Below are 17,093 nucleotides of genomic sequence, written 5' to 3'. Positions count from 1 at the left end.
AGGCGCATGTCGGCGATCCGCGGCGAGAAGGTCAGATTCCGCAAGAAAGATATCGTCGCGCTGCACGATCTTCCCTCCGCACGGACCGAGGATCCGTTGATCGTGCATTGCCCGCCGATGCGCTCGCGCATGCGTCGGACAGCGGGTCTCGCGGGTGGCCTGATCGGCTTGTTCATCTTCATCGTCGCCGCCATCATCTTCACCGTCGAAAGCGGCGTCTTCGATGAACCCTTGTCGCGGCAGGCGCAGTCGGCGCTGAATTCGGCGATCGGGCCGCGTTACCGGGCCGAGGTCGGCTCCACGGTCATCCGTTTCACCTCCAACATGCGGCTGGCGCTCGAAGCGCGCGACGTCAGCGTGATCGACGAAAAAAGCGGTCAGCACATGTCGACGACGGGCGCCATGCGCATGGCGCTCGATCCCCTGCAATTGTTCCGGGGACGGATCGCGATCGCGCAGGTGGAGGCGCAGGACATCGCTCTCGACACCGCGCTGCTGCCCTCGGGCAAACCCTTGAAGCTGGACGGCCTCAGGATCGACCAGATTCCGGCCGCGATGGAAACGGTGTTCGAGCAGCTGGATGTTCTCGACGGCTTCGTCGATCGCGGCGGGACGAAGTCGATCAAGCTCGAGGGCCTCGACATCAAGCTCGCCGACACGGCCAACGGGCCGCTGTCCATCGTCGTCAACAGCCTGGTGTTCTCACGAAATCCTGAGAACGCGCTGCAGCTCGATGGCGAGGTCGCGATCAACGGTCGTCTGACGACGCTGCACCTGGCGACCGAAAAGGCCAACGGGCGAACGTCACGGCTGACGGGCGAGCTCGATGGCGCCGATCTGGCGCCCTTCACGCTGAAGCGCAACGCGATCGGCGAGATCCGGCAAGGTGTCGACGCACTGGCGGGCACGGCGGTTTCAGCCGTGCGCGGCGACGAGGCGACCACGCCGTCGCTTGCCGTCGCGGTCAACCTGCAGGCCGGCAAGTTCTACATGGACGGCGACGAGCAGGAGCTGACGGGCGGGCAGGTCAACCTTGCCTATGACTTCAGCAAGCAATCGCTGGAGATCGCACGCTCGCGGCTGCAGTTCGGGCCGACGATCGTGCCCTTCAACGGCGCGCTGATCGACCTCGACAAGATCGACACCACCGCCGCGAAGGGTTTCGGCGTCGATCTCCTGATCAGCGGCGGCACGGCCGCGCCGGTGACCTCGGGCGAACAGCCGCTGGCCTTCGATGTTCAGGCGACGGGGCGCTATTTCGTCGACGCGCGCGAGCTGCAGTTCGCCAATATGACCGTGTCGAGCCCAGGCGGATCGCTCTACGGCTCGCTGCGGGTCCGTTTCGGAGACAAGTCGCCCGAGATCAGCTTCTCCGGCCAGTCGCAACAGTTGCAGACCACCGCGGTGAAGCAGCTCTGGCCGTTCTGGATGGCGACCAAGGGGCGCGAGTGGGTCGAGCGCAACCTTTACGGCGGCGTGGTGTCCAATGCCTCGATCGATGTCTTCATTCCCTTCGGGCGGCTGGAGGAGGCCGTCGGCAAGGGGCTGAAGCTGGATGAAAACCAGATCAGGATCGCCTTCGACATCGCCAATACGCGCATGAACGTGACCGGCGACATTCCGCCGATCCGCGATACCAACGCGCATTTCTCGCTTGCCGGTCCGAAGGCGACGATCTCGATCAAGAGCGGCAAGTCGTTCTTCCCGTCCGGGCGCACCGTCGACGTCGGCGAGGGTACGTTCATCCTGCCTTCGACCTACGACAAGCCGCTGATGGCCGAGCTCAACCTGCCGATATCCGGCGCGGCCGACGCGATCGGCGAGCTGCTGACGTTCAAGCCCATCCAGGTGCTGCAGCGGGCGGGCTTCGTGCCCGAGGATCTGAAGGGCAACGTCACCGCCTCGGTGCAGGCGCGCATCGGTCTCATCGCCTCGCAAAACCCGCCGCCGGTCGAATGGAAGGCGGTGCTGCAATTGCAGGACCTTGATGTCGCCAAGGCCATATCGGGACGCAAGATCACCAATCTCGACGGCACGCTGACGGCCGACCCGAAACAGGTGGTTCTCGACGGCAAGGGCGACATCGACGGCGTGGCGGCGGCGATCAAGCTGGTCGAGCCGACCGAAAAGTCCTCCGACATCCAGCCGCAGCAAAGCGTGACGGCGACGCTCAACAACGATCAGCGTGAGAAGATCCTGCCTGGTCTGTCCGATATCATCGACGGTCCGATCAGCGTCCAGCTCGACCGCATCGACAAGGATCGCCAGTCCGTATCGCTCGATCTCGGCAAGGCGAGGCTCGATCTGCCCTGGATCGGATGGTCGAAGGGAAGCGGCATCGGGGCGACGGCCGATTTCGAGATTTCCGGGCCCGACGACAATCTGCAGATCAAGAATTTCGTCCTGAAAGGCGACGGATTTGGAGCCAGCGGCGCGCTGTCGATGAGCAAGGGCAATCTGCAGAAGGCCGATTTCGACAGCGTGAAACTGTCGTCGCTCGACAATTTCGCGATCTCGCTTCGCCGCGCCAAGGGCGGCATGGAGGTCTCGGTCTCCGGCGCCAGCGCCGACGTGCGTCCGGTTCTGGCGCGGATCAAATCGGGAAGCGGAGACAAGGGCGACGGGGCGTCGAAGAGCGACAGCAGCGTTTCGCTGAAAGCCAGCCTTGGAAGCGTCGTCGGCTTCAACGACGAGAAGCTGCGCAACGTGCAGGCCACCTACATGGCTGATGGCAGCCGCATCCGCTCGCTCAACCTGTCCGGCCTCACCGACAGCGGCGAAGCCGTGGTCGCGCAGACGCAAGGCGGCGGCGCCATCACCGTCACGAGCGGCGATGCCGGCGCCGTCTCGCGGTTCGCCGATCTCTATCAGCACATGCGCGGCGGCCTGCTCAACCTTTCCATCCGGCTCGGCGCCGGCGACGACTGGGACGGCTCGATCGACGTGCGGCGCTTCTCCATCGTCAACGAGCAGCGTCTTAACTCGATCGTCTCGACACCTGTCGGCCAGGAACAGCGCAGCCTGAACGCGGCCGTGAAGCGCAACATCGACACATCCGCGCAACGCTTCCAGCGCGGATTCGCCCGCATTCTGTCGAGAAACGGCGTCGTCGGCATCGAAAACGGCGTGGTACGCGGCGATCAGGTCGGCGCGGTGTTCCAGGGCACGCTGCGTGACGTTCGCGGCAACATGGACATGACGGGAACCTTCATGCCCGCCTACGGCCTGAACCGGCTGTTCGCCGAACTGCCGATCATCGGCATCATCCTCGGCAACGGCACCGACCGCGGCCTGATCGGCATCACCTTCAAGCTGACGGGCAAGCTCGATGCCCCGAACCTGACGATCAACCCGCTGTCGATCATCGCGCCCGGCGTTTTCAGGAATATTTTCGAGTTTCAGTGAGGCGATGATGGTGTCCCTCGACGTCATCCTCGGGCTCGGCAAAGCACAAAAAAGGCCGGCGATCGTGCCGGCCTTTCGGTAAAGTCCTGAACAACCCGCCCTTATGCGGCCGGGCGGATCAGGATGTGTTTCTTTTTTCCGAGCGACAGCTTGATCACGCCGTCGGCGGTCACTTCACCGCCGCCGATGAGCTTGCGCTCGTCGCTGATGGCCTGGTCGTTGATGCGGACCGCGCCGCCCTGGACATGGCGGCGGGCTTCGCCGTTGGAGGCGGCGAGGCCGGCGCGGACGATCAGGGCGAGCAGGCCGATGCCGGCATCCAGTTCTGCGGCCGGCACGTCGATCGAGGGGAGGTTGTCGGAAAGCGCGCCTTCCTCGAAAGTCTTGCGGGCCGTTTCGGCCGCCTGTTCGGCGTTTTCACGACCGTGCAGGATCGTGGTGACCTCGGTCGCCAGGATCTTCTTGACCTCGTTGAGCTCGGAGCCGGCAAGGGCCGACAGGCGGGCGATTTCGTCCATCGGCAGCGTCGTGAAGAGCTTCAGGAAGCGCGGCACGTCGGCATCCTCGGTGTTGCGCCAGTATTGCCAGAAGTCATAGACCGGCAGCAGGTCGGCGTTGAGCCACACCGCGCCCGAAGCGGACTTGCCCATCTTGGCGCCCGACGAGGTGGTCAAGAGCGGCGAGGTCAGCGCGTAGAGCTGCTCGGTCCCCATGCGGTGACCGAGGTCGATGCCGTTGATGATGTTGCCCCACTGGTCGGAGCCACCCATCTGCAGCCGGCAATCGTAGCGCTTGGCGAGCTCGACGAAGTCGTAGGCCTGCAGGATCATGTAGTTGAATTCGAGGAAGGACAGCGAGTGCTCGCGGTCGAGGCGCGTCTTGACACTGTCGAAGGAGAGCATGCGGTTGACCGAGAAATGGCGGCCGACATCGCGCAGGAACTCCAGGTAGTTCAGCGAGCGCAGCCACTCGGCGTTGTTGATCATCAGCGCCGGATTGCCCGACTTGTCGTAGTCGAGATAGTTGGCAAAGCAGCTCTTGATCGAGGCGATGTTCTCCTCGATCGTATCGACCGTCATCAGCTTGCGTGCCTCGTCCTTGAAGGAGGGGTCGCCGACCATGCCGGTGCCGCCACCCATCAGCGAGATCGGACGGTGGCCGGTGGCTTGGAACCAGTGCAGCATCATGATCTGGGTGAGGTGGCCGACATGCAGGCTCGATGCGGTCGGGTCATAGCCGATATAGGCGGTCACGGTTTCCTTTGCGAGCAGGGCGTCGAGGCCGGATTCATCGGAGATCTGATGAATGAAGCCACGCTCTTTCAGCGTGCGGAGGAAATCGGATTTGAACTCGGTCATGACCTTTTGCTTTCGGATCAGGATTTTCGGATTGGCTATTGTTGAAGCAACGCGGCGCGTTTAGCACTGTTTTCTCGCACAGTCACCATTTGGTTGATTGGCTCCTTTATTTGTAGATCATCGAGGGACAATGGGGAAAATCCTGACAGCGATCGGCTTGATGAGCGGCACCTCGATGGACGGGATCGACGCGGCGCTGCTTGAGACCGACGGCGAAAATATCATCCGTCGCGGCCCGAGCCTCTACGTGCCCTATGACGACGATCTGCGTGGCCGCTGGAAGCAGGCGCTGCAGACGGCCAAGGCCGTGGTCGAGCGCGGCGACCGGCCGGGCGACCTCGCCGACGCCGAGAGGGTGCTGACGCTTTGCCACGCCGCCGTGGTCAAGTCTTTCCTGGCGCGACATAATTTCAAGCCTGACGATATCGACCTCATCGGCTTTCACGGACAGACCGTGCTGCACCGGCCGGATGCCGGCGTCACCGTGCAGATAGGCGACGGACCGCTGCTCGCGTCAGAGACCGGCATCGACGTCGTCTACGACATGCGCGCCAACGACATGGTGCAGGGCGGGCAGGGCGCGCCGCTGATCCCGGTCTATCATGCGGCCCTCTCCGCCAACCTGCCGGACGGTTTCGCCGCGCCCGTGGTGTTCGTCAATATCGGCGGCATTTCGAACCTCACCTATGTCGGCGCCGACGGCGTGCTTTCCGCTTTCGACAGCGGGCCGGGCAACATGCTGATCGACCAATGGGTCGAGGCGCATACCGGCCGGGCCTATGACCGCAACGGCGAGACGGCCAGCCGCGGGGCGGTGGTGCCTGATCTTACGCGCCGCTATCTGTTGAGCCCGTTCTTTTCCGGCAACATCAGGCGCTCGCTCGACCGCGGCGATTTCCTGCCGCCCGAGAAAGGCGAGGTGTCGCTGGAGGACGGCGCAAGAACGCTGGCGCATGTTACCGCCGCCTCGATCGTCACGCTCGCCGATCACCTGCCGCAACCGCCCAGGACATATGTCGTCTGTGGCGGCGGGCGGCTCAATCCCGTGATCATGCGCGAATTCGCCGATCTCGCCACGGCAAAGGGTGCCCGGGTCGTCTCGGCGGAGATGGCCGGCTTTGACGGCGGCGCCATGGAGGCGGAGGCCTGGGCCTATCTCGCGGTGCGCTCGCTCAACGGACTCCCGCTGACATATCCCGGGACGACAGGCGTTTCCGCGCCGGTGACCGGCGGCGTGATCGCGAGGAAGCCATGACCGATCTTGTGATCCTGAAGACACCCAGGCTCGTTTTGTCCATGTGGGGGCAATACGACGTCCATCTGCTGCAATTGCTGCATTCGACGATCGAGACGACACGCTATCTCTCTGGTGCCGCACCCTGGAGCGCTGCCAAGGTGCAGGAGCGCTTCATGAGCTTCTTTGCCGAGCAGGCGCGCGATGGGGTGACCAAGTACAAGGTCACCAGCCTCGACGACGGCCGATTCATCGGTCGTGCCGGCTTTTCGCGCTATGGCAGCGATCGCGGCGCGTTCGAGCTCGGCTATTCCCTTCGCCACGAGGAGTGGGGCAAGGGCTACGCGACGGAACTGGGGATGGGGCTCGCGGACTGGTTTTTCGACAAGAGATTCGCTGACCAGTTCATCGCCTTCACGCATCCCGACAATGTCGCGTCGCAACGTGTTCTGACGAAAATCGGCATGCGGGGCCGCATGCCGATCACCATTGACGGGATGTCCTGCCCGACCTTCGAGCTGACCGCCGAGATGCGCCAAGCCTAGCGGACGCGCTTAGCTTCTGTCGGGCTTACGCAGGAGGTCCAGCGCCTTGTCGACATCACCGCGTCCGCGTTCCGACATCGCTTCGAACGTCTGGCGCGCTTCGAAGTCCCGCACCATCCGCGCCGTCATGTCGCTCAGCAGATCCTCGACGGTTCTACCGCTCTCGGCCGCAATGTCCGCGACTTTCCTCTCGACATCCTTGGAAACCTGAAAACTCAGCATCGTCATGAATTTCGCTCTTCGAGAAAGACATCGGGCGTGACGACGCGCAAATCCGGAAACCGCAATTCCCGCTGGCGAAAGTCTCGCTGGTTATAGGTGACGATTGTAGCGCTGTTTGCCGCAACGGCCAATTCGAAAACATGGTTTTCGGCTTCGTCGGGAAGATTGGGTCGCCAGAGGTAGAATACTTCCTGCCATTGGCTGCGGGAAGCGAAAGCGCGGAGCAGCAGCCGGCGTTCCTCCAGACTCAAACGAGCCGCCCTGAAGAGCGGCTCGCGTTCGATAACATCGAGATATTCCAGAAACAGCGCAGCGCCGATTACGGGCGTCAATTCCCCCGTCAGGCACAGCTCAATAACGCGGCTGGCTGGGCCGTTACCGATACAAGCGCTGACGAGCACGTTGGTATCGACAACGATCCGCATCATCAGCGGATGCGCTTGGCGGCCGGCTCCGGGACCAGTTCGCCGTTGAGGCGGCGGTCGAGGTAGTCCTCGCATTCGCCCATCAGCGTTTCCACCTGGCCGTTGAAGAAGTGGTTGGCGCCCGGCACCGTGCGGTGGGTGATGAGGATGCCCTTCTGGGTCTTCAGCTTCTCGACCAGGCCGTTGACGTCCTTCTCCGGTGCCACCTTGTCGGCGTCGCCGTTGATGATCAGGCCGGAGGACGGGCAGGGAGCGAGGAAGGAGAAGTCGTAGGTGTTCGGCTGCGGCGCGATCGACATGAAGCCTTCGATCTCCGGACGGCGCATCAACAGCTGCATGCCGATCCACGAGCCGAAGGAATAGCCGGCGACCCAACAGGTCTTCGAATCAGGATGCAGGCTCTGCACCCAGTCGAGCGCGGAGGCCGCGTCGGAGAGCTCGCCGGCGCCATGGTCGAATTCGCCCTGGCTGCGGCCGATACCCCGGAAGTTGAAGCGCAACGTCGTGAACCCGCGCTTCTGGAACATGTAGAAGAGCTGGTAGACGATCTGGTTGTTCATCGTGCCGCCGAACTGTGGGTGCGGGTGCAAAATGAGGGCAATCGGCGCGCTCTTTTCCTTGGAGGGCTGGTAGCGGCCTTCAAGGCGGCCTGCGGGGCCGTTGAAAATGACTTCGGGCATCGGTACTCCGGCTTTTATTTCTCGCGTTCGCCCTGCGCAGACTTGACGGACGTTGTCAGCTTTTCTAAAACGCAGTTTAGAACAATTCGAAACTTGCATGGCAATCCACGCAGTGTTGGATGTGTCATAGGACAAGCCCGGCTGACTTTTCAAGGAAAATGCACCGGTCCGCCACGCAAGAAACAAGCGCAGGACGAAAAGATCATGGCGCCGGCCCGGCTCTATCTCGATTGGAACGCGACGGCACCGCTGCATCCCGCGGCGCGCGACGCGGTCCTGCGGACGCTTGATATGTTCGGCAATCCGAGTTCCGTCCATGGCGAGGGCCGCGCGGTGCGCGCCGCGATCGAAGGCGCCCGCCGTCAGGTGGCGACGCTCGCCGGCGCCGATCCCGCCCATGTCATTTTTACCAGCGGCGCCACCGAGGCCGCCAACATGGTGCTGACACCCGATTTCCGCATGGGCCGCACGCCGATGGCGATCGGGCACCTCTATCACTCGGCGATCGAGCATCCGGCGATCCGCGAGGGTGGACGGTTCGGCAAGGACCGCACGACCGAGATCGCGGTGACCGCCGACGGCGTCGTCGATCTCGATCAGCTGCAAAGCCTTCTGGCTGGCCACGACAAATCGACCGGCCTGCCGATGGTCGCCGTCATGCTCGTCAACAACGAGACGGGCGTGGTGCAGCCGGTGGGCGAGGTCGCCAAGGTCGTTCAGGGACATGGCGGCCTGCTCGTGGTCGATGCCGTGCAGGCTGCGGGCCGGATCGCGCTTGATATCAATGCGCTCGGCGCCGATTTCGTCATTGTCTCCTCGCACAAGATCGGCGGCCCTAAGGGCGCCGGCGCTCTGGTGTCGCGCGGCGAAGTGCTGATGCCGAGGGCGCTTATCCACGGTGGCGGCCAGGAAAAGGGTCACCGGTCGGGGACCGAGAATTCGCTTGCCGTCATCGGCTTCGGCGCGGCGGCCGAGGTCGCTGTCCGGGAGTTCGACGAGCGCAATGGCCGCATCTCCGCTCTGCGGGAGCAGCTGGAAGACGGGATGCGCAACGCAGCGCCGGATGTCGTGATCTACGGCGCTGATCAACAGCGTGTCTCCAACACCACCTTCTTCACCCTGCCGGGGCTGAAGGCCGAAACCGGGCAGATTGCCTTCGATCTCGAAGGCGTGGCACTGTCTGCCGGTGCTGCCTGCTCGTCCGGCAAGGTCGGCGAGAGCCATGTGCTGGTGGCGATGGGTCGCGATCCAAAGCTCGGCGCGCTCCGGATGTCGCTCGGTTTTTCCACGACGGACGAGGATATCGGCAGGGCGGTCGCGACATTCACGAAGATAGCCGCGCGGCGCAAGCCGGCGGGAGAGGCGGCGTGATTGCCTGATAAGGCGCCACGACCGCCTGATAAATTTGCGAAAACGCAAATTTCCACTTGCCATTCGGGCTGAAAAGTCCCCTTTGGCCACTTACATAAGGGGCAACCGAAATTGCCCGAACGACAAGCTGCCGGACCTTTTCTCCGGCGAGATTGGAGAACGATATGCCCGCCGTCCAGGAAACGGTCGATCGCGTCCGCGAGATTGACGTCGATCAGTACAAATACGGTTTCGAGACGATCATCGAGATGGACAAGGCACCCAAGGGCCTGTCCGAGGATATCATCCGTTTCATCTCCGCCAAGAAGCAGGAGCCGGAATGGATGCTCGAATGGCGTCTGGAAGCCTACAAGCGCTGGCTGACGCTGGAAGAGCCGAACTGGGCTCGCGTCGATTATCCGAAGATCGATTTCAACGACATCCACTACTACGCCGCGCCGAAGTCGACGCCGGGCCCGAAGTCGCTCGACGAGGTCGATCCTGAAATTCTCAAGGTCTACGAGAAGCTCGGCATTCCGCTGAAGGAACAGGAAATTCTCGCCGGCGTCGAACGGCCGAAGATCGCCGTCGATGCGGTTTTTGACAGCGTTTCCGTCGTGACGACATTCAAGGAAGAGCTGAAGAAGGCCGGCGTGATCTTCATGTCGATCTCCGAAGCCATTCGCGAGCATCCCGAACTCGTACGAAAGTATCTCGGCTCGGTCGTTCCGACCTCCGACAACTATTATGCGACGCTGAACTCGGCCGTGTTCACCGACGGTTCCTTCGTGTTCATTCCGAAGGGCGTTCGCTGCCCGATGGAACTGTCGACTTACTTCCGCATCAACGAGAAGAACACCGGCCAGTTCGAGCGCACGCTGATCATCGCCGAGGAGGGCGCCTACGTGTCCTATCTCGAGGGCTGCACCGCGCCGCAGCGCGACGAAAACCAGCTGCATGCGGCCGTGGTCGAGCTCGTTGCTCTCGATGACGCCGAGATCAAGTATTCGACGGTCCAGAACTGGTATCCGGGCGATGCCCAGGGCAAGGGCGGCATCTACAACTTCGTGACCAAGCGCGGCGATTGCCGTGGCGCGCGTTCGAAGATCTCGTGGACGCAGGTCGAAACCGGTTCGGCGATCACCTGGAAGTACCCGTCCTGCATCCTGCGCGGCGATGATTCCAGGGGCGAGTTCTACTCGATCGCGGTGTCGAACGGCCATCAGCAGATCGATTCGGGCACCAAGATGATCCATCTCGGCAAGAACACGTCGAGCCGCATCGTGTCGAAGGGTATTGCCGCCGGCGTTTCCCAGAACACCTATCGCGGCCAGGTCTCGGCCCACCGCAAGGCATCGAACGCCCGCAACTTCACGCAGTGCGATTCGCTTCTGATCGGCGACAAGTGCGGCGCGCACACGGTTCCCTACATCGAGGCGAAGAACTCGACCGCGCAGTTCGAACACGAGGCGACAACCTCGAAGATCTCCGAGGACCAGAAGTTCTACTGCCTGCAGCGCGGCATTCCCGAGGAAGAGGCGATCGCGTTGATCGTCAACGGCTTCGTCAAGGAAGTGCTGCAGGAACTGCCGATGGAATTCGCCGTCGAAGCGCAGAAGCTGATCAGCATCTCGCTTGAGGGTAGCGTGGGGTAACCATGAGAGAGCGCGAAAAGTTTCCTGTTCTGTTGCAGATCTACATACTTGCGTTGTTGATCTCGCTATCGGGGATGGGGGTTTCTGCACTCTCCTACTGGTTCGGCTGGCCGTTCGCTCTGCCCGTCGCCGTCGGATCAGGTTTCCTGCTCATCGTGGCCCTTTTGATGGCCGAATATGTGAATTTTCCGGGCTCTTCCCTTGGGAAGAAGCTGCCTGAACAAGAGAAGTGAACACAATGCTTGAAATCAAGAACCTGCACGCCCGCATCGCCGAAGACGGCACCGAGATCATCAAGGGGCTGAACCTCACCGTGAAGGCGGGCGAAGTGGCTGCGATCATGGGGCCGAACGGCTCCGGCAAGTCGACGCTGTCCTACATCCTGTCCGGTCGTGACGATTACGAGGTCACCGAGGGCGACATTCTCTACAACGGCGAGAGCATTCTCGAACTCGATCCGGCCGAGCGCGCCTCGAAGGGCATCTTCCTCGCCTTCCAGTATCCGGTCGAAATCCCCGGCGTCGCCACCATGCAGTTCCTGAAGGTCGCGATGAACGAGCAGCGCAAGGCGCGCGGCGAGGAAGAGCTGAAGACGCCTGATTTCATGCGCCTCGTCAAGGATGCGGCCGCCAAGCTGCAGATCAACACCGAGATGCTGAAGCGTCCTCTCAATGTCGGCTTCTCCGGCGGCGAGAAGAAGCGCGCCGAGATCCTGCAGATGGCGCTGCTCGAGCCGCAGCTTTGCATCCTCGACGAAACCGACAGCGGCCTCGACATCGACGCGCTGAAGATCGTCGCCGACGGCGTCAACGCGCTGCGCTCGCCCGACCGCGCCACCATCGTCATTACTCACTACCAGCGCCTGCTCGATTATATCGTGCCGGATACCGTCCACGTTCTCTACAAGGGCCAGATCATCAAGAGCGGCGACAAGACGCTGGCGCATGATCTGGAAGCCAACGGCTATGCCGACATCATCGGCGCGGCGGCCTGATCTAGGCGGAAAGGAACTGGTCGCATGAACATGCAGACGACGACCCGCCTGACCGCCGCTGAAGCGGCGCTGATCGAGGCGTTCAACAACGAGATCGGCGAACTGCCGGGCGATGGCGCCGTGATCGCCATTCGCGACCGGCTGCTCGACGACCTGAAGACTTCGGGGCTTCCAACGCGCCGCGTCGAGGCCTGGCACTACACCGACCTGAAGACGCTGCTGCGCGCCGTGCCCGCACAGGCAGGCGACGCCGGCTCCGACGCCCGCGATCCGCTGGTCGAGGGTTCGGCCGTGCTGTCCGTCATCCAGGGACGTCCTGATCACAGGGCGCGCGCCGGCGATCTCGCGATCTCGTGCTATGCCGACCAGCTGTCGGATGGTTCGGCCGCCGATCGCCTCGGCGCGCTCGACAAGGACGACGCGGTCGGCCGGATCAACGGCAGCTTCGTGCGCGACGGCTACGTCATCGACGTGCCCACCGAGACCGTGCTTGACGAGCCGCTGGAGATCCAGTTCGTGCATGCCGGCGGCCAGACGCATACGCGCCTTCCAGTCAGCATCGGCGCCGCCGTCCAGGCGACCGTGATCGAACGTCACCTGTCGGTGACGGCGGACGCGGCGCTGGTTTCGCATGTCAGCGACGTCACGGTCGGCGAGGGCAGCGAAGTGACCTGGATCATCCTGCAGCAGCAGGGCGCCGACGATACGCATCTCGGCCAGATCCGCGTCGAGCTTGCCGCGAACGCCAAGCTGAAGCTGTTCGTCATCAACGCCGGCGGCCAGCTGGTGCGCCAGGAACTGCATATCAAGGTGGCGGGCGAGGGTGCTGACCTGACACTGCGCGGGATCAACCTGCTCGGCGCCGAGACGCATACCGACGTGACCATGGTGCTCGGCCACAACGTGCCGCATACCGGTTCCACCGAGATCATCCGCAACGTCGTCTTCGACCGCGCCAAGGGCGTGTTCCAGGGTATGATCCGGGTCGCGCCCGATGCGCAGAAGACCGACGCGAAGATGGCGTGCAACACGCTTCTCATGTCCGACGACGCCGAGTTCTCGGTGAAGCCGGAGCTCGAGATCTTCGCCGACGACGTGCAGTGCGGCCATGGCGCCACGGTTGCCGATATCGACCACAACCATCTCTATTATCTGATGGCGCGTGGCATCCCGGAAAACAAGGCGCGCGCCATGCTGGTCAACGCCTTCGTTGCCGAGATCGTCGAGGAACTGGAAGACGAAGCCCTGGTCGAAGCGCTGGAAGGCGTGATCTCGGCCTGGCTCGAAAAGCACGCCTGATCGGACGAGATGATGGACAAGATAGTGCCCGCAACCGCCTATGACGTCGAAGCCATTCGCAGGGATTTTCCGATCCTTGCGAAGGAAGTGTACGGCAAGCCGCTGGTCTATCTCGACAACGGCGCCTCGGCCCAGAAGCCGCAGGTGGTGATCGACGCGATCAGCCACGCCTATTCCAGCGAATACGCCAATGTCCATCGCGGCCTGCACTTCCTGTCCAACGCCGCCACCGAAGCCTATGAAGCCGCGCGCGAAAAGGTGCGCCGCTTCCTGAACGCGCCTTCGGTTGACGACATCGTCTTCACCAAGTCTTCGACCGAGGCGATCAACACGGTCGCCTATGGCTGGGGCATGCCGAATATCGGCGAGGGCGACGAGATCGTCATCTCGATCATGGAGCACCACTCCAACATTGTGCCGTGGCATTTCATCCGCGAGCGGCAGGGCGCCAAGCTGGTCTGGGTCCCCGTCGACGACGAGGGTGCCTTCCACATCGAGGCCTTCGAAAAGAGCCTCACCGAGCGCACCAAGCTGGTCGCCATCACGCATATGTCGAATGCGCTGGGCACCGTCGTTCCGGTGAAGGAGATCTGCCGGATCGCGCATGAACGCGGCATTCCTGTCCTCATCGATGGCTCGCAGGGCGCCGTCCACATGCCCGTCGACGTGCAGGATATCGATTGCGACTGGTACGTGATGACCGGCCACAAGCTCTATGGTCCCTCGGGGATCGGCGTGCTCTACGGCAAGAAGGATCGGCTGAAGGCGATGCGGCCGTTCCAGGGCGGCGGCGAGATGATCTTCGAGGTCACCGAGGATGCCGTCACCTACAACGACCCGCCGCACCGCTTCGAGGCCGGCACGCCGCCGATCGTCCAGGCGATCGGGCTCGGCTATGCGCTCGACTACATGGACAAGGTCGGCCGCGAGGCGATCGCCAGGCACGAGGCTGATCTGGCGGCCTATGCGGCCGAGCGGCTGCGCGACATCAATTCGCTGCGCGTCATCGGCAACGCGCCGGGCAAGGGCGGTATTTTCTCCTTCGAGATCGAGGGGCTGCATGCCCACGACGTCTCGACCGTGATCGACCGTCGCGGCGTCGCCGTTCGGGCCGGCACGCATTGCGCCATGCCGCTCTTGAAACGCTTCGGCGTCACCTCCACATGCCGTGCATCCTTCGGCATGTACAATACCCGTGCCGAGGTGGATGCCTTGGCCGACGCGCTCGAGTATGCGCGCAAGTTCTTTGGCTAGAGCTGTTCCATCTTTTTTCGAATGGAAGAACAGCTCTGGTTTGTTTTGTATACGCAATTCCGGACGGAAAACCGCTTCGCACTTTTCTTGGAATTGCTTTAAGGAGTGGTCCGCATGAGTTTGGACGATAGCGAACAGAAGATCGACGTGCGCGAAGGCATCGTGCATTCCAGCATTCCGGCCGACGAACTGGCGCGCCTCAGCGACGACGTCATCATGGCGCTGAAGACGGTCTACGACCCGGAAATTCCCGCCGACATCTTCGAACTCGGGCTGATCTACAAGATCGACATCGAGGACGACCGGATGGTCAAGATCATGATGACATTGACAGCCCCCGGCTGCCCGGTCGCCGGCGAGATGCCCGGCTGGGTCGAAAACGCCGTCGGTTCCGTCGAGGGCGTGTCGGGCGTCGAAGTGGCGATGACCTTCGATCCGCCGTGGACGCCGGACCGGATGTCGGAAGAAGCGCAGGTGTCGGTCGGCTGGTATTGATGCTCAGGCCGCCGATCTGTCGCCTGGCATGACGGGCGCAATGCCGATGCCGAGCGCCTTCATCACTTTCATGATGGTCGCAAATTCCGGATTGCCCTGGCCGCTCAGCGCCTTGTAGAGCGCTGCACGGCTCATTCCGATCTCGCGTGCCAGTTCGCTCATGTTGCGGGCTTTGGCCACGACGCCGAGGCTTTTGGCGATGAAGGCCGCGTCCTGGGTTTCGAAGGCGGCGACGATGAACTCCTCGATCGCTTCGTCGCTGTCGAGAAATTCGGCGGCGTCAAAGGGCAGGGTCTCTGTCGTCATCGTGCGTCCTTCCATTCCCTTGCGAGGCGCTTCGCCTCGATGATATCGCGGGTTTGCGTCGACTTGTCGCCGCCGCTAAGCAGCACGATCAGCGTCGAGCGGTCCATCGTGACATAGATCCGGTAGCCCGGTCCGTAGTCGATGCGCAGTTCGCTTACGCCATCTCCGACCGCCTTGATGTCACCGAGATATCCGGTCTCGATGCGCAGCAGCCGCGAAGCGATCCGGGCAACGGCGCGGCGATCTCTCTGCCGTGAAAGCCATTTGGCGAAAGTCGCCGTTTGAACCACCGTTAGCATGAAGAATGTATCCTGTGGAGTACACAAATCGATGAAAAAGCATTTGAAGGCAATGAACTCGGCATTCGATATTGAAGCATCGATCATCGCCGCTTAAATTGGAAAGAACAAGCGCCGGACCTTGACCCCGGTTGCGGAAGGAGAATGGGCCCATGGGCTTTGCAGTCATGAGCATGACCGACACCGCCGCCGCGCGCGTGAAGGCGATCGTCGAGAATTCGGGACCGGAGGCGAAGGGGATTCGCGTCGGCATCAAGAAGGGCGGTTGTGCGGGGATGGAGTATACCATCGACCTCGTCACCGAGCCCAACGCCAAGGACGACCTGATCGAGCGGGATGGCGCGAGCGTGTGGATCGAGCCGTCGGCGGTTCTCTATCTGCTCGGCACCGAGATGGGCTTTGAGCAGACGACGCTGCGCTCCGGCTTCACCTTCACCAATCCGAACCAGACGTCGGCCTGCGGCTGTGGCGAATCGGTCGAACTGAAGCCCGCCGATCTGGCGGCGCTTGCTGCGCGCGGCGATGCAGTCGTGCCTGCGCGGTAAACGCCGCAGTATCGATCGCAACCGTGCCGCCATTATGGCCCGGTATTTTCTCTCGGGTATTTTGTCACGAGCATTTCGTCTTGAGCAATTCGCAAGCGGCCGCCGGTTTCGGCGGCTTTTTTCGTTGCGGCGACCGCCAGAGCGTTTAAGACCCGCCACATGTTTCTGCTGTTCCTCAAGGGTGCTCTCCTGGGTGTCATCATCACCGCGCCGCTCGGGCCGATCGGCATGCTGTGCATCAACCGGACGCTGGAGCGCGGCTTCCTCGCCGGCTTTTCCTGCGGTTTCGGCACGGCGATCGGGGATGCCAGCTATGCGCTGGTGGCCGTCACCGGCATCGCGGTTTTCGCCGAAGCCATGTCGATGGCGACCTTGCCGCTGGCGATCGGCGGCGGATTGCTGCTTTTGTTTATCGGTTGGCGCGGGCTGACCCATGACCCGGCTCAAGCGGCCGAGATCGGCGCCGGCGGCCTGCTTGCCACCACGATCGCGACCTTCCTGCTTACCATATCCAACCCGGCGACGATCCTCTCCTTCGGGGCGCTGTTCGCCGGCTTCGGCCTGCTCGACGAGACGAGGCGCTTCAGTTCGGTCGCGATCGTCGGTGGCGTCTTTGCGGGCTCGCTGGCCTGGTGGTTCTGCCTCAGCGGCGCCGTCAGCCTGGCGCGCGACAGGTTGTCGGAGGACTTCACGTCCAAGGTCATGCGGGCGACGAGCTGGCTTCTGATCGTCTTTGGTGTCGTGGCGCTTGGCTCGGCGGCGTATACGTTGCTTGGGTGAGGGGTTTGTGGGTTAGAGGTGGCTGGCGTTGTGCCGGTGGCCCCCTCATCCCCGGTGCAACTTTGTTGCACCTGAAACCTTCGGGCACCTTCTCCCTGTTGGGGCGAAGGGTAGGTCGGCGCGAGCGGCTTGCCACGAATCTCTTCTCCCCGGCGGGGAGCAACCATGTCTCATCCTTTCACATATTTCGGCGTCCATTCGGTCTGTCGGGTGAGGATTGTGTTGGCGAGAATGACGAGTTTGCGGG

Annotated in this window: 18 protein-coding genes; 12 read left to right on the top strand and 6 right to left on the bottom strand. The window is 62.6% G+C overall.

The features are described from left to right. Positions 1-6 precede the first annotated feature (6 nt). The gene (locus GGQ67_RS19450) at positions 7-3,405 is read left to right on the top strand and encodes a DUF3971 domain-containing protein (protein WP_183901790.1); all 3,399 of its coding nucleotides are present in this window, start codon (positions 7-9) and stop codon (positions 3,403-3,405) included. A gap of 101 nt (positions 3,406-3,506) precedes the next feature. On the opposite strand, the gene tyrS is transcribed toward GGQ67_RS19450, so the two are convergent. Then, positions 3,507-4,763, bottom strand: coding sequence for a tyrosine--tRNA ligase (tyrS, locus tag GGQ67_RS19445; RefSeq protein WP_183901789.1), 1,257 nt, complete (start codon positions 4,761-4,763; stop codon positions 3,507-3,509). Between the two features lie 130 nt (positions 4,764-4,893). Here tyrS and GGQ67_RS19440 point away from each other — a divergent pair, with 130 nt between their 5' ends. Together GGQ67_RS19440 and GGQ67_RS19435 are read left to right on the top strand one after the other, a co-directional pair. Continuing rightward, positions 4,894-6,018, top strand: coding sequence for an anhydro-N-acetylmuramic acid kinase (locus tag GGQ67_RS19440; protein WP_183901788.1), 1,125 nt, complete (start codon positions 4,894-4,896; stop codon positions 6,016-6,018). Next, the gene (locus tag GGQ67_RS19435; protein WP_183901787.1) at positions 6,015-6,542 is read left to right on the top strand and encodes a GNAT family N-acetyltransferase; all 528 of its coding nucleotides are present in this window, start codon (positions 6,015-6,017) and stop codon (positions 6,540-6,542) included. The genes GGQ67_RS19440 and GGQ67_RS19435 overlap by 4 nt, the downstream gene beginning before the upstream one ends. A 9-nt stretch (positions 6,543-6,551) precedes the next feature. Here GGQ67_RS19435 and GGQ67_RS19430 read toward each other — a convergent pair whose 3' ends face one another. Genes GGQ67_RS19430 through GGQ67_RS19420 form a run of 3 tightly spaced genes read right to left on the bottom strand, consistent with a single transcriptional unit; the run spans position 6,552 to position 7,869 of the window. Then, positions 6,552-6,770 carry a hypothetical protein gene (locus tag GGQ67_RS19430; protein WP_183901786.1) on the bottom strand — a complete coding sequence of 73 codons (219 nt, stop codon included), beginning with the start codon at positions 6,768-6,770 and terminating at the stop codon, positions 6,552-6,554. After that, positions 6,767-7,192, bottom strand: a complete 426-nt coding sequence (locus GGQ67_RS19425; protein ID WP_210279717.1) for a putative toxin-antitoxin system toxin component, PIN family — start codon at positions 7,190-7,192, stop codon at positions 6,767-6,769. Before GGQ67_RS19425 ends, GGQ67_RS19430 begins: the two co-directional genes overlap by 4 nt. Next, a complete protein-coding gene (locus GGQ67_RS19420) occupies positions 7,192-7,869 on the bottom strand; it encodes an alpha/beta hydrolase (protein ID WP_018902229.1) in 678 nt (225 codons plus the stop codon). The genes GGQ67_RS19425 and GGQ67_RS19420 overlap by 1 nt, the downstream gene beginning before the upstream one ends. A 204-nt stretch (positions 7,870-8,073) precedes the next feature. Here GGQ67_RS19420 and GGQ67_RS19415 point away from each other — a divergent pair, with 204 nt between their 5' ends. The 7 genes from GGQ67_RS19415 to GGQ67_RS19385 all read left to right on the top strand — a co-directional run bounded on the left by GGQ67_RS19415 (position 8,074) and on the right by GGQ67_RS19385 (position 14,916). Then, complete coding sequence (locus GGQ67_RS19415) at positions 8,074-9,240, top strand: cysteine desulfurase family protein (RefSeq protein ID WP_183901785.1); 1,167 nt, start codon at positions 8,074-8,076, stop codon at positions 9,238-9,240. Between the two features lie 164 nt (positions 9,241-9,404). After that, positions 9,405-10,874 (top strand): Fe-S cluster assembly protein SufB, encoded by a 1,470-nt coding sequence (gene sufB / locus GGQ67_RS19410; protein ID WP_183901784.1) that lies wholly within the window; start codon positions 9,405-9,407, stop codon positions 10,872-10,874. A gap of 2 nt (positions 10,875-10,876) precedes the next feature. Continuing rightward, a complete protein-coding gene (locus GGQ67_RS19405) occupies positions 10,877-11,107 on the top strand; it encodes a hypothetical protein (protein ID WP_183901783.1) in 231 nt (76 codons plus the stop codon). 5 nt (positions 11,108-11,112) lie between these two features. Beyond that, on the top strand, positions 11,113-11,868 hold the full coding sequence (sufC, locus tag GGQ67_RS19400) for a Fe-S cluster assembly ATPase SufC (protein WP_183901782.1): 756 nt from the start codon (positions 11,113-11,115) through the stop codon (positions 11,866-11,868). Between the two features lie 24 nt (positions 11,869-11,892). Further along, complete coding sequence (gene sufD / locus GGQ67_RS19395; protein WP_183901781.1) at positions 11,893-13,167, top strand: Fe-S cluster assembly protein SufD; 1,275 nt, start codon at positions 11,893-11,895, stop codon at positions 13,165-13,167. A 12-nt stretch (positions 13,168-13,179) separates the two neighbouring features. Continuing rightward, complete coding sequence (locus tag GGQ67_RS19390; protein ID WP_183901780.1) at positions 13,180-14,421, top strand: cysteine desulfurase; 1,242 nt, start codon at positions 13,180-13,182, stop codon at positions 14,419-14,421. Positions 14,422-14,535: 114 nt separating this feature from the next. Then, positions 14,536-14,916 (top strand): SUF system Fe-S cluster assembly protein, encoded by a 381-nt coding sequence (locus GGQ67_RS19385; RefSeq protein WP_183901779.1) that lies wholly within the window; start codon positions 14,536-14,538, stop codon positions 14,914-14,916. Positions 14,917-14,919: 3 nt separating this feature from the next. On the opposite strand, the gene GGQ67_RS19380 is transcribed toward GGQ67_RS19385, so the two are convergent. Both GGQ67_RS19380 and GGQ67_RS19375 read right to left on the bottom strand, forming a co-directional pair. Beyond that, positions 14,920-15,222 (bottom strand): addiction module antidote protein, encoded by a 303-nt coding sequence (locus tag GGQ67_RS19380; RefSeq protein WP_183901778.1) that lies wholly within the window; start codon positions 15,220-15,222, stop codon positions 14,920-14,922. After that, a complete protein-coding gene (locus tag GGQ67_RS19375; RefSeq protein WP_183901777.1) occupies positions 15,219-15,521 on the bottom strand; it encodes a type II toxin-antitoxin system RelE/ParE family toxin in 303 nt (100 codons plus the stop codon). The genes GGQ67_RS19380 and GGQ67_RS19375 overlap by 4 nt, the downstream gene beginning before the upstream one ends. Before the next feature lie 152 nt (positions 15,522-15,673). Between GGQ67_RS19375 and sufA the strand changes: the two genes are divergently transcribed. Further along, positions 15,674-16,066 carry a Fe-S cluster assembly scaffold SufA gene (gene sufA / locus GGQ67_RS19370; protein ID WP_113011327.1) on the top strand — a complete coding sequence of 131 codons (393 nt, stop codon included), beginning with the start codon at positions 15,674-15,676 and terminating at the stop codon, positions 16,064-16,066. A 159-nt stretch (positions 16,067-16,225) separates the two neighbouring features. Next, positions 16,226-16,846, top strand: a complete 621-nt coding sequence (locus GGQ67_RS19365) for a LysE family translocator (protein ID WP_183901776.1) — start codon at positions 16,226-16,228, stop codon at positions 16,844-16,846. The last annotated feature ends 247 nt before the right edge of the window (positions 16,847-17,093 follow it).

Source organism: Rhizobium metallidurans (assembly GCF_014196505.1).
Taxonomy (GTDB): Bacteria; Pseudomonadota; Alphaproteobacteria; order Rhizobiales; family Rhizobiaceae; genus Rhizobium; species Rhizobium metallidurans.
This window is presented reverse-complemented; position numbering and strand designations above follow the sequence as displayed.

Coding starts and splice junctions, on each gene's coding strand:
- GGQ67_RS19450 (WP_183901790.1), top strand. CDS start 7: ATGTCGGCGATCCGCGGCGAGAAGGTCAGATTCCGCAAGAAAGATATC.
- GGQ67_RS19390 (WP_183901780.1), top strand. CDS start 13,180: ATGGACAAGATAGTGCCCGCAACCGCCTATGACGTCGAAGCCATTCGC.
- GGQ67_RS19385 (WP_183901779.1), top strand. CDS start 14,536: ATGAGTTTGGACGATAGCGAACAGAAGATCGACGTGCGCGAAGGCATC.
- tyrS (WP_183901789.1), bottom strand. CDS start 4,763: ATGACCGAGTTCAAATCCGATTTCCTCCGCACGCTGAAAGAGCGTGGC.
- sufD (WP_183901781.1), top strand. CDS start 11,893: ATGAACATGCAGACGACGACCCGCCTGACCGCCGCTGAAGCGGCGCTG.
- GGQ67_RS19430 (WP_183901786.1), bottom strand. CDS start 6,770: ATGACGATGCTGAGTTTTCAGGTTTCCAAGGATGTCGAGAGGAAAGTC.
- sufC (WP_183901782.1), top strand. CDS start 11,113: ATGCTTGAAATCAAGAACCTGCACGCCCGCATCGCCGAAGACGGCACC.
- GGQ67_RS19365 (WP_183901776.1), top strand. CDS start 16,226: ATGTTTCTGCTGTTCCTCAAGGGTGCTCTCCTGGGTGTCATCATCACC.
- GGQ67_RS19415 (WP_183901785.1), top strand. CDS start 8,074: ATGGCGCCGGCCCGGCTCTATCTCGATTGGAACGCGACGGCACCGCTG.
- GGQ67_RS19440 (WP_183901788.1), top strand. CDS start 4,894: ATGGGGAAAATCCTGACAGCGATCGGCTTGATGAGCGGCACCTCGATG.
- GGQ67_RS19435 (WP_183901787.1), top strand. CDS start 6,015: ATGACCGATCTTGTGATCCTGAAGACACCCAGGCTCGTTTTGTCCATG.
- GGQ67_RS19425 (WP_210279717.1), bottom strand. CDS start 7,192: ATGATGCGGATCGTTGTCGATACCAACGTGCTCGTCAGCGCTTGTATC.
- GGQ67_RS19405 (WP_183901783.1), top strand. CDS start 10,877: ATGAGAGAGCGCGAAAAGTTTCCTGTTCTGTTGCAGATCTACATACTT.
- GGQ67_RS19380 (WP_183901778.1), bottom strand. CDS start 15,222: ATGACGACAGAGACCCTGCCCTTTGACGCCGCCGAATTTCTCGACAGC.
- GGQ67_RS19420 (WP_018902229.1), bottom strand. CDS start 7,869: ATGCCCGAAGTCATTTTCAACGGCCCCGCAGGCCGCCTTGAAGGCCGC.
- GGQ67_RS19375 (WP_183901777.1), bottom strand. CDS start 15,521: ATGCTAACGGTGGTTCAAACGGCGACTTTCGCCAAATGGCTTTCACGG.
- sufA (WP_113011327.1), top strand. CDS start 15,674: ATGGGCTTTGCAGTCATGAGCATGACCGACACCGCCGCCGCGCGCGTG.
- sufB (WP_183901784.1), top strand. CDS start 9,405: ATGCCCGCCGTCCAGGAAACGGTCGATCGCGTCCGCGAGATTGACGTC.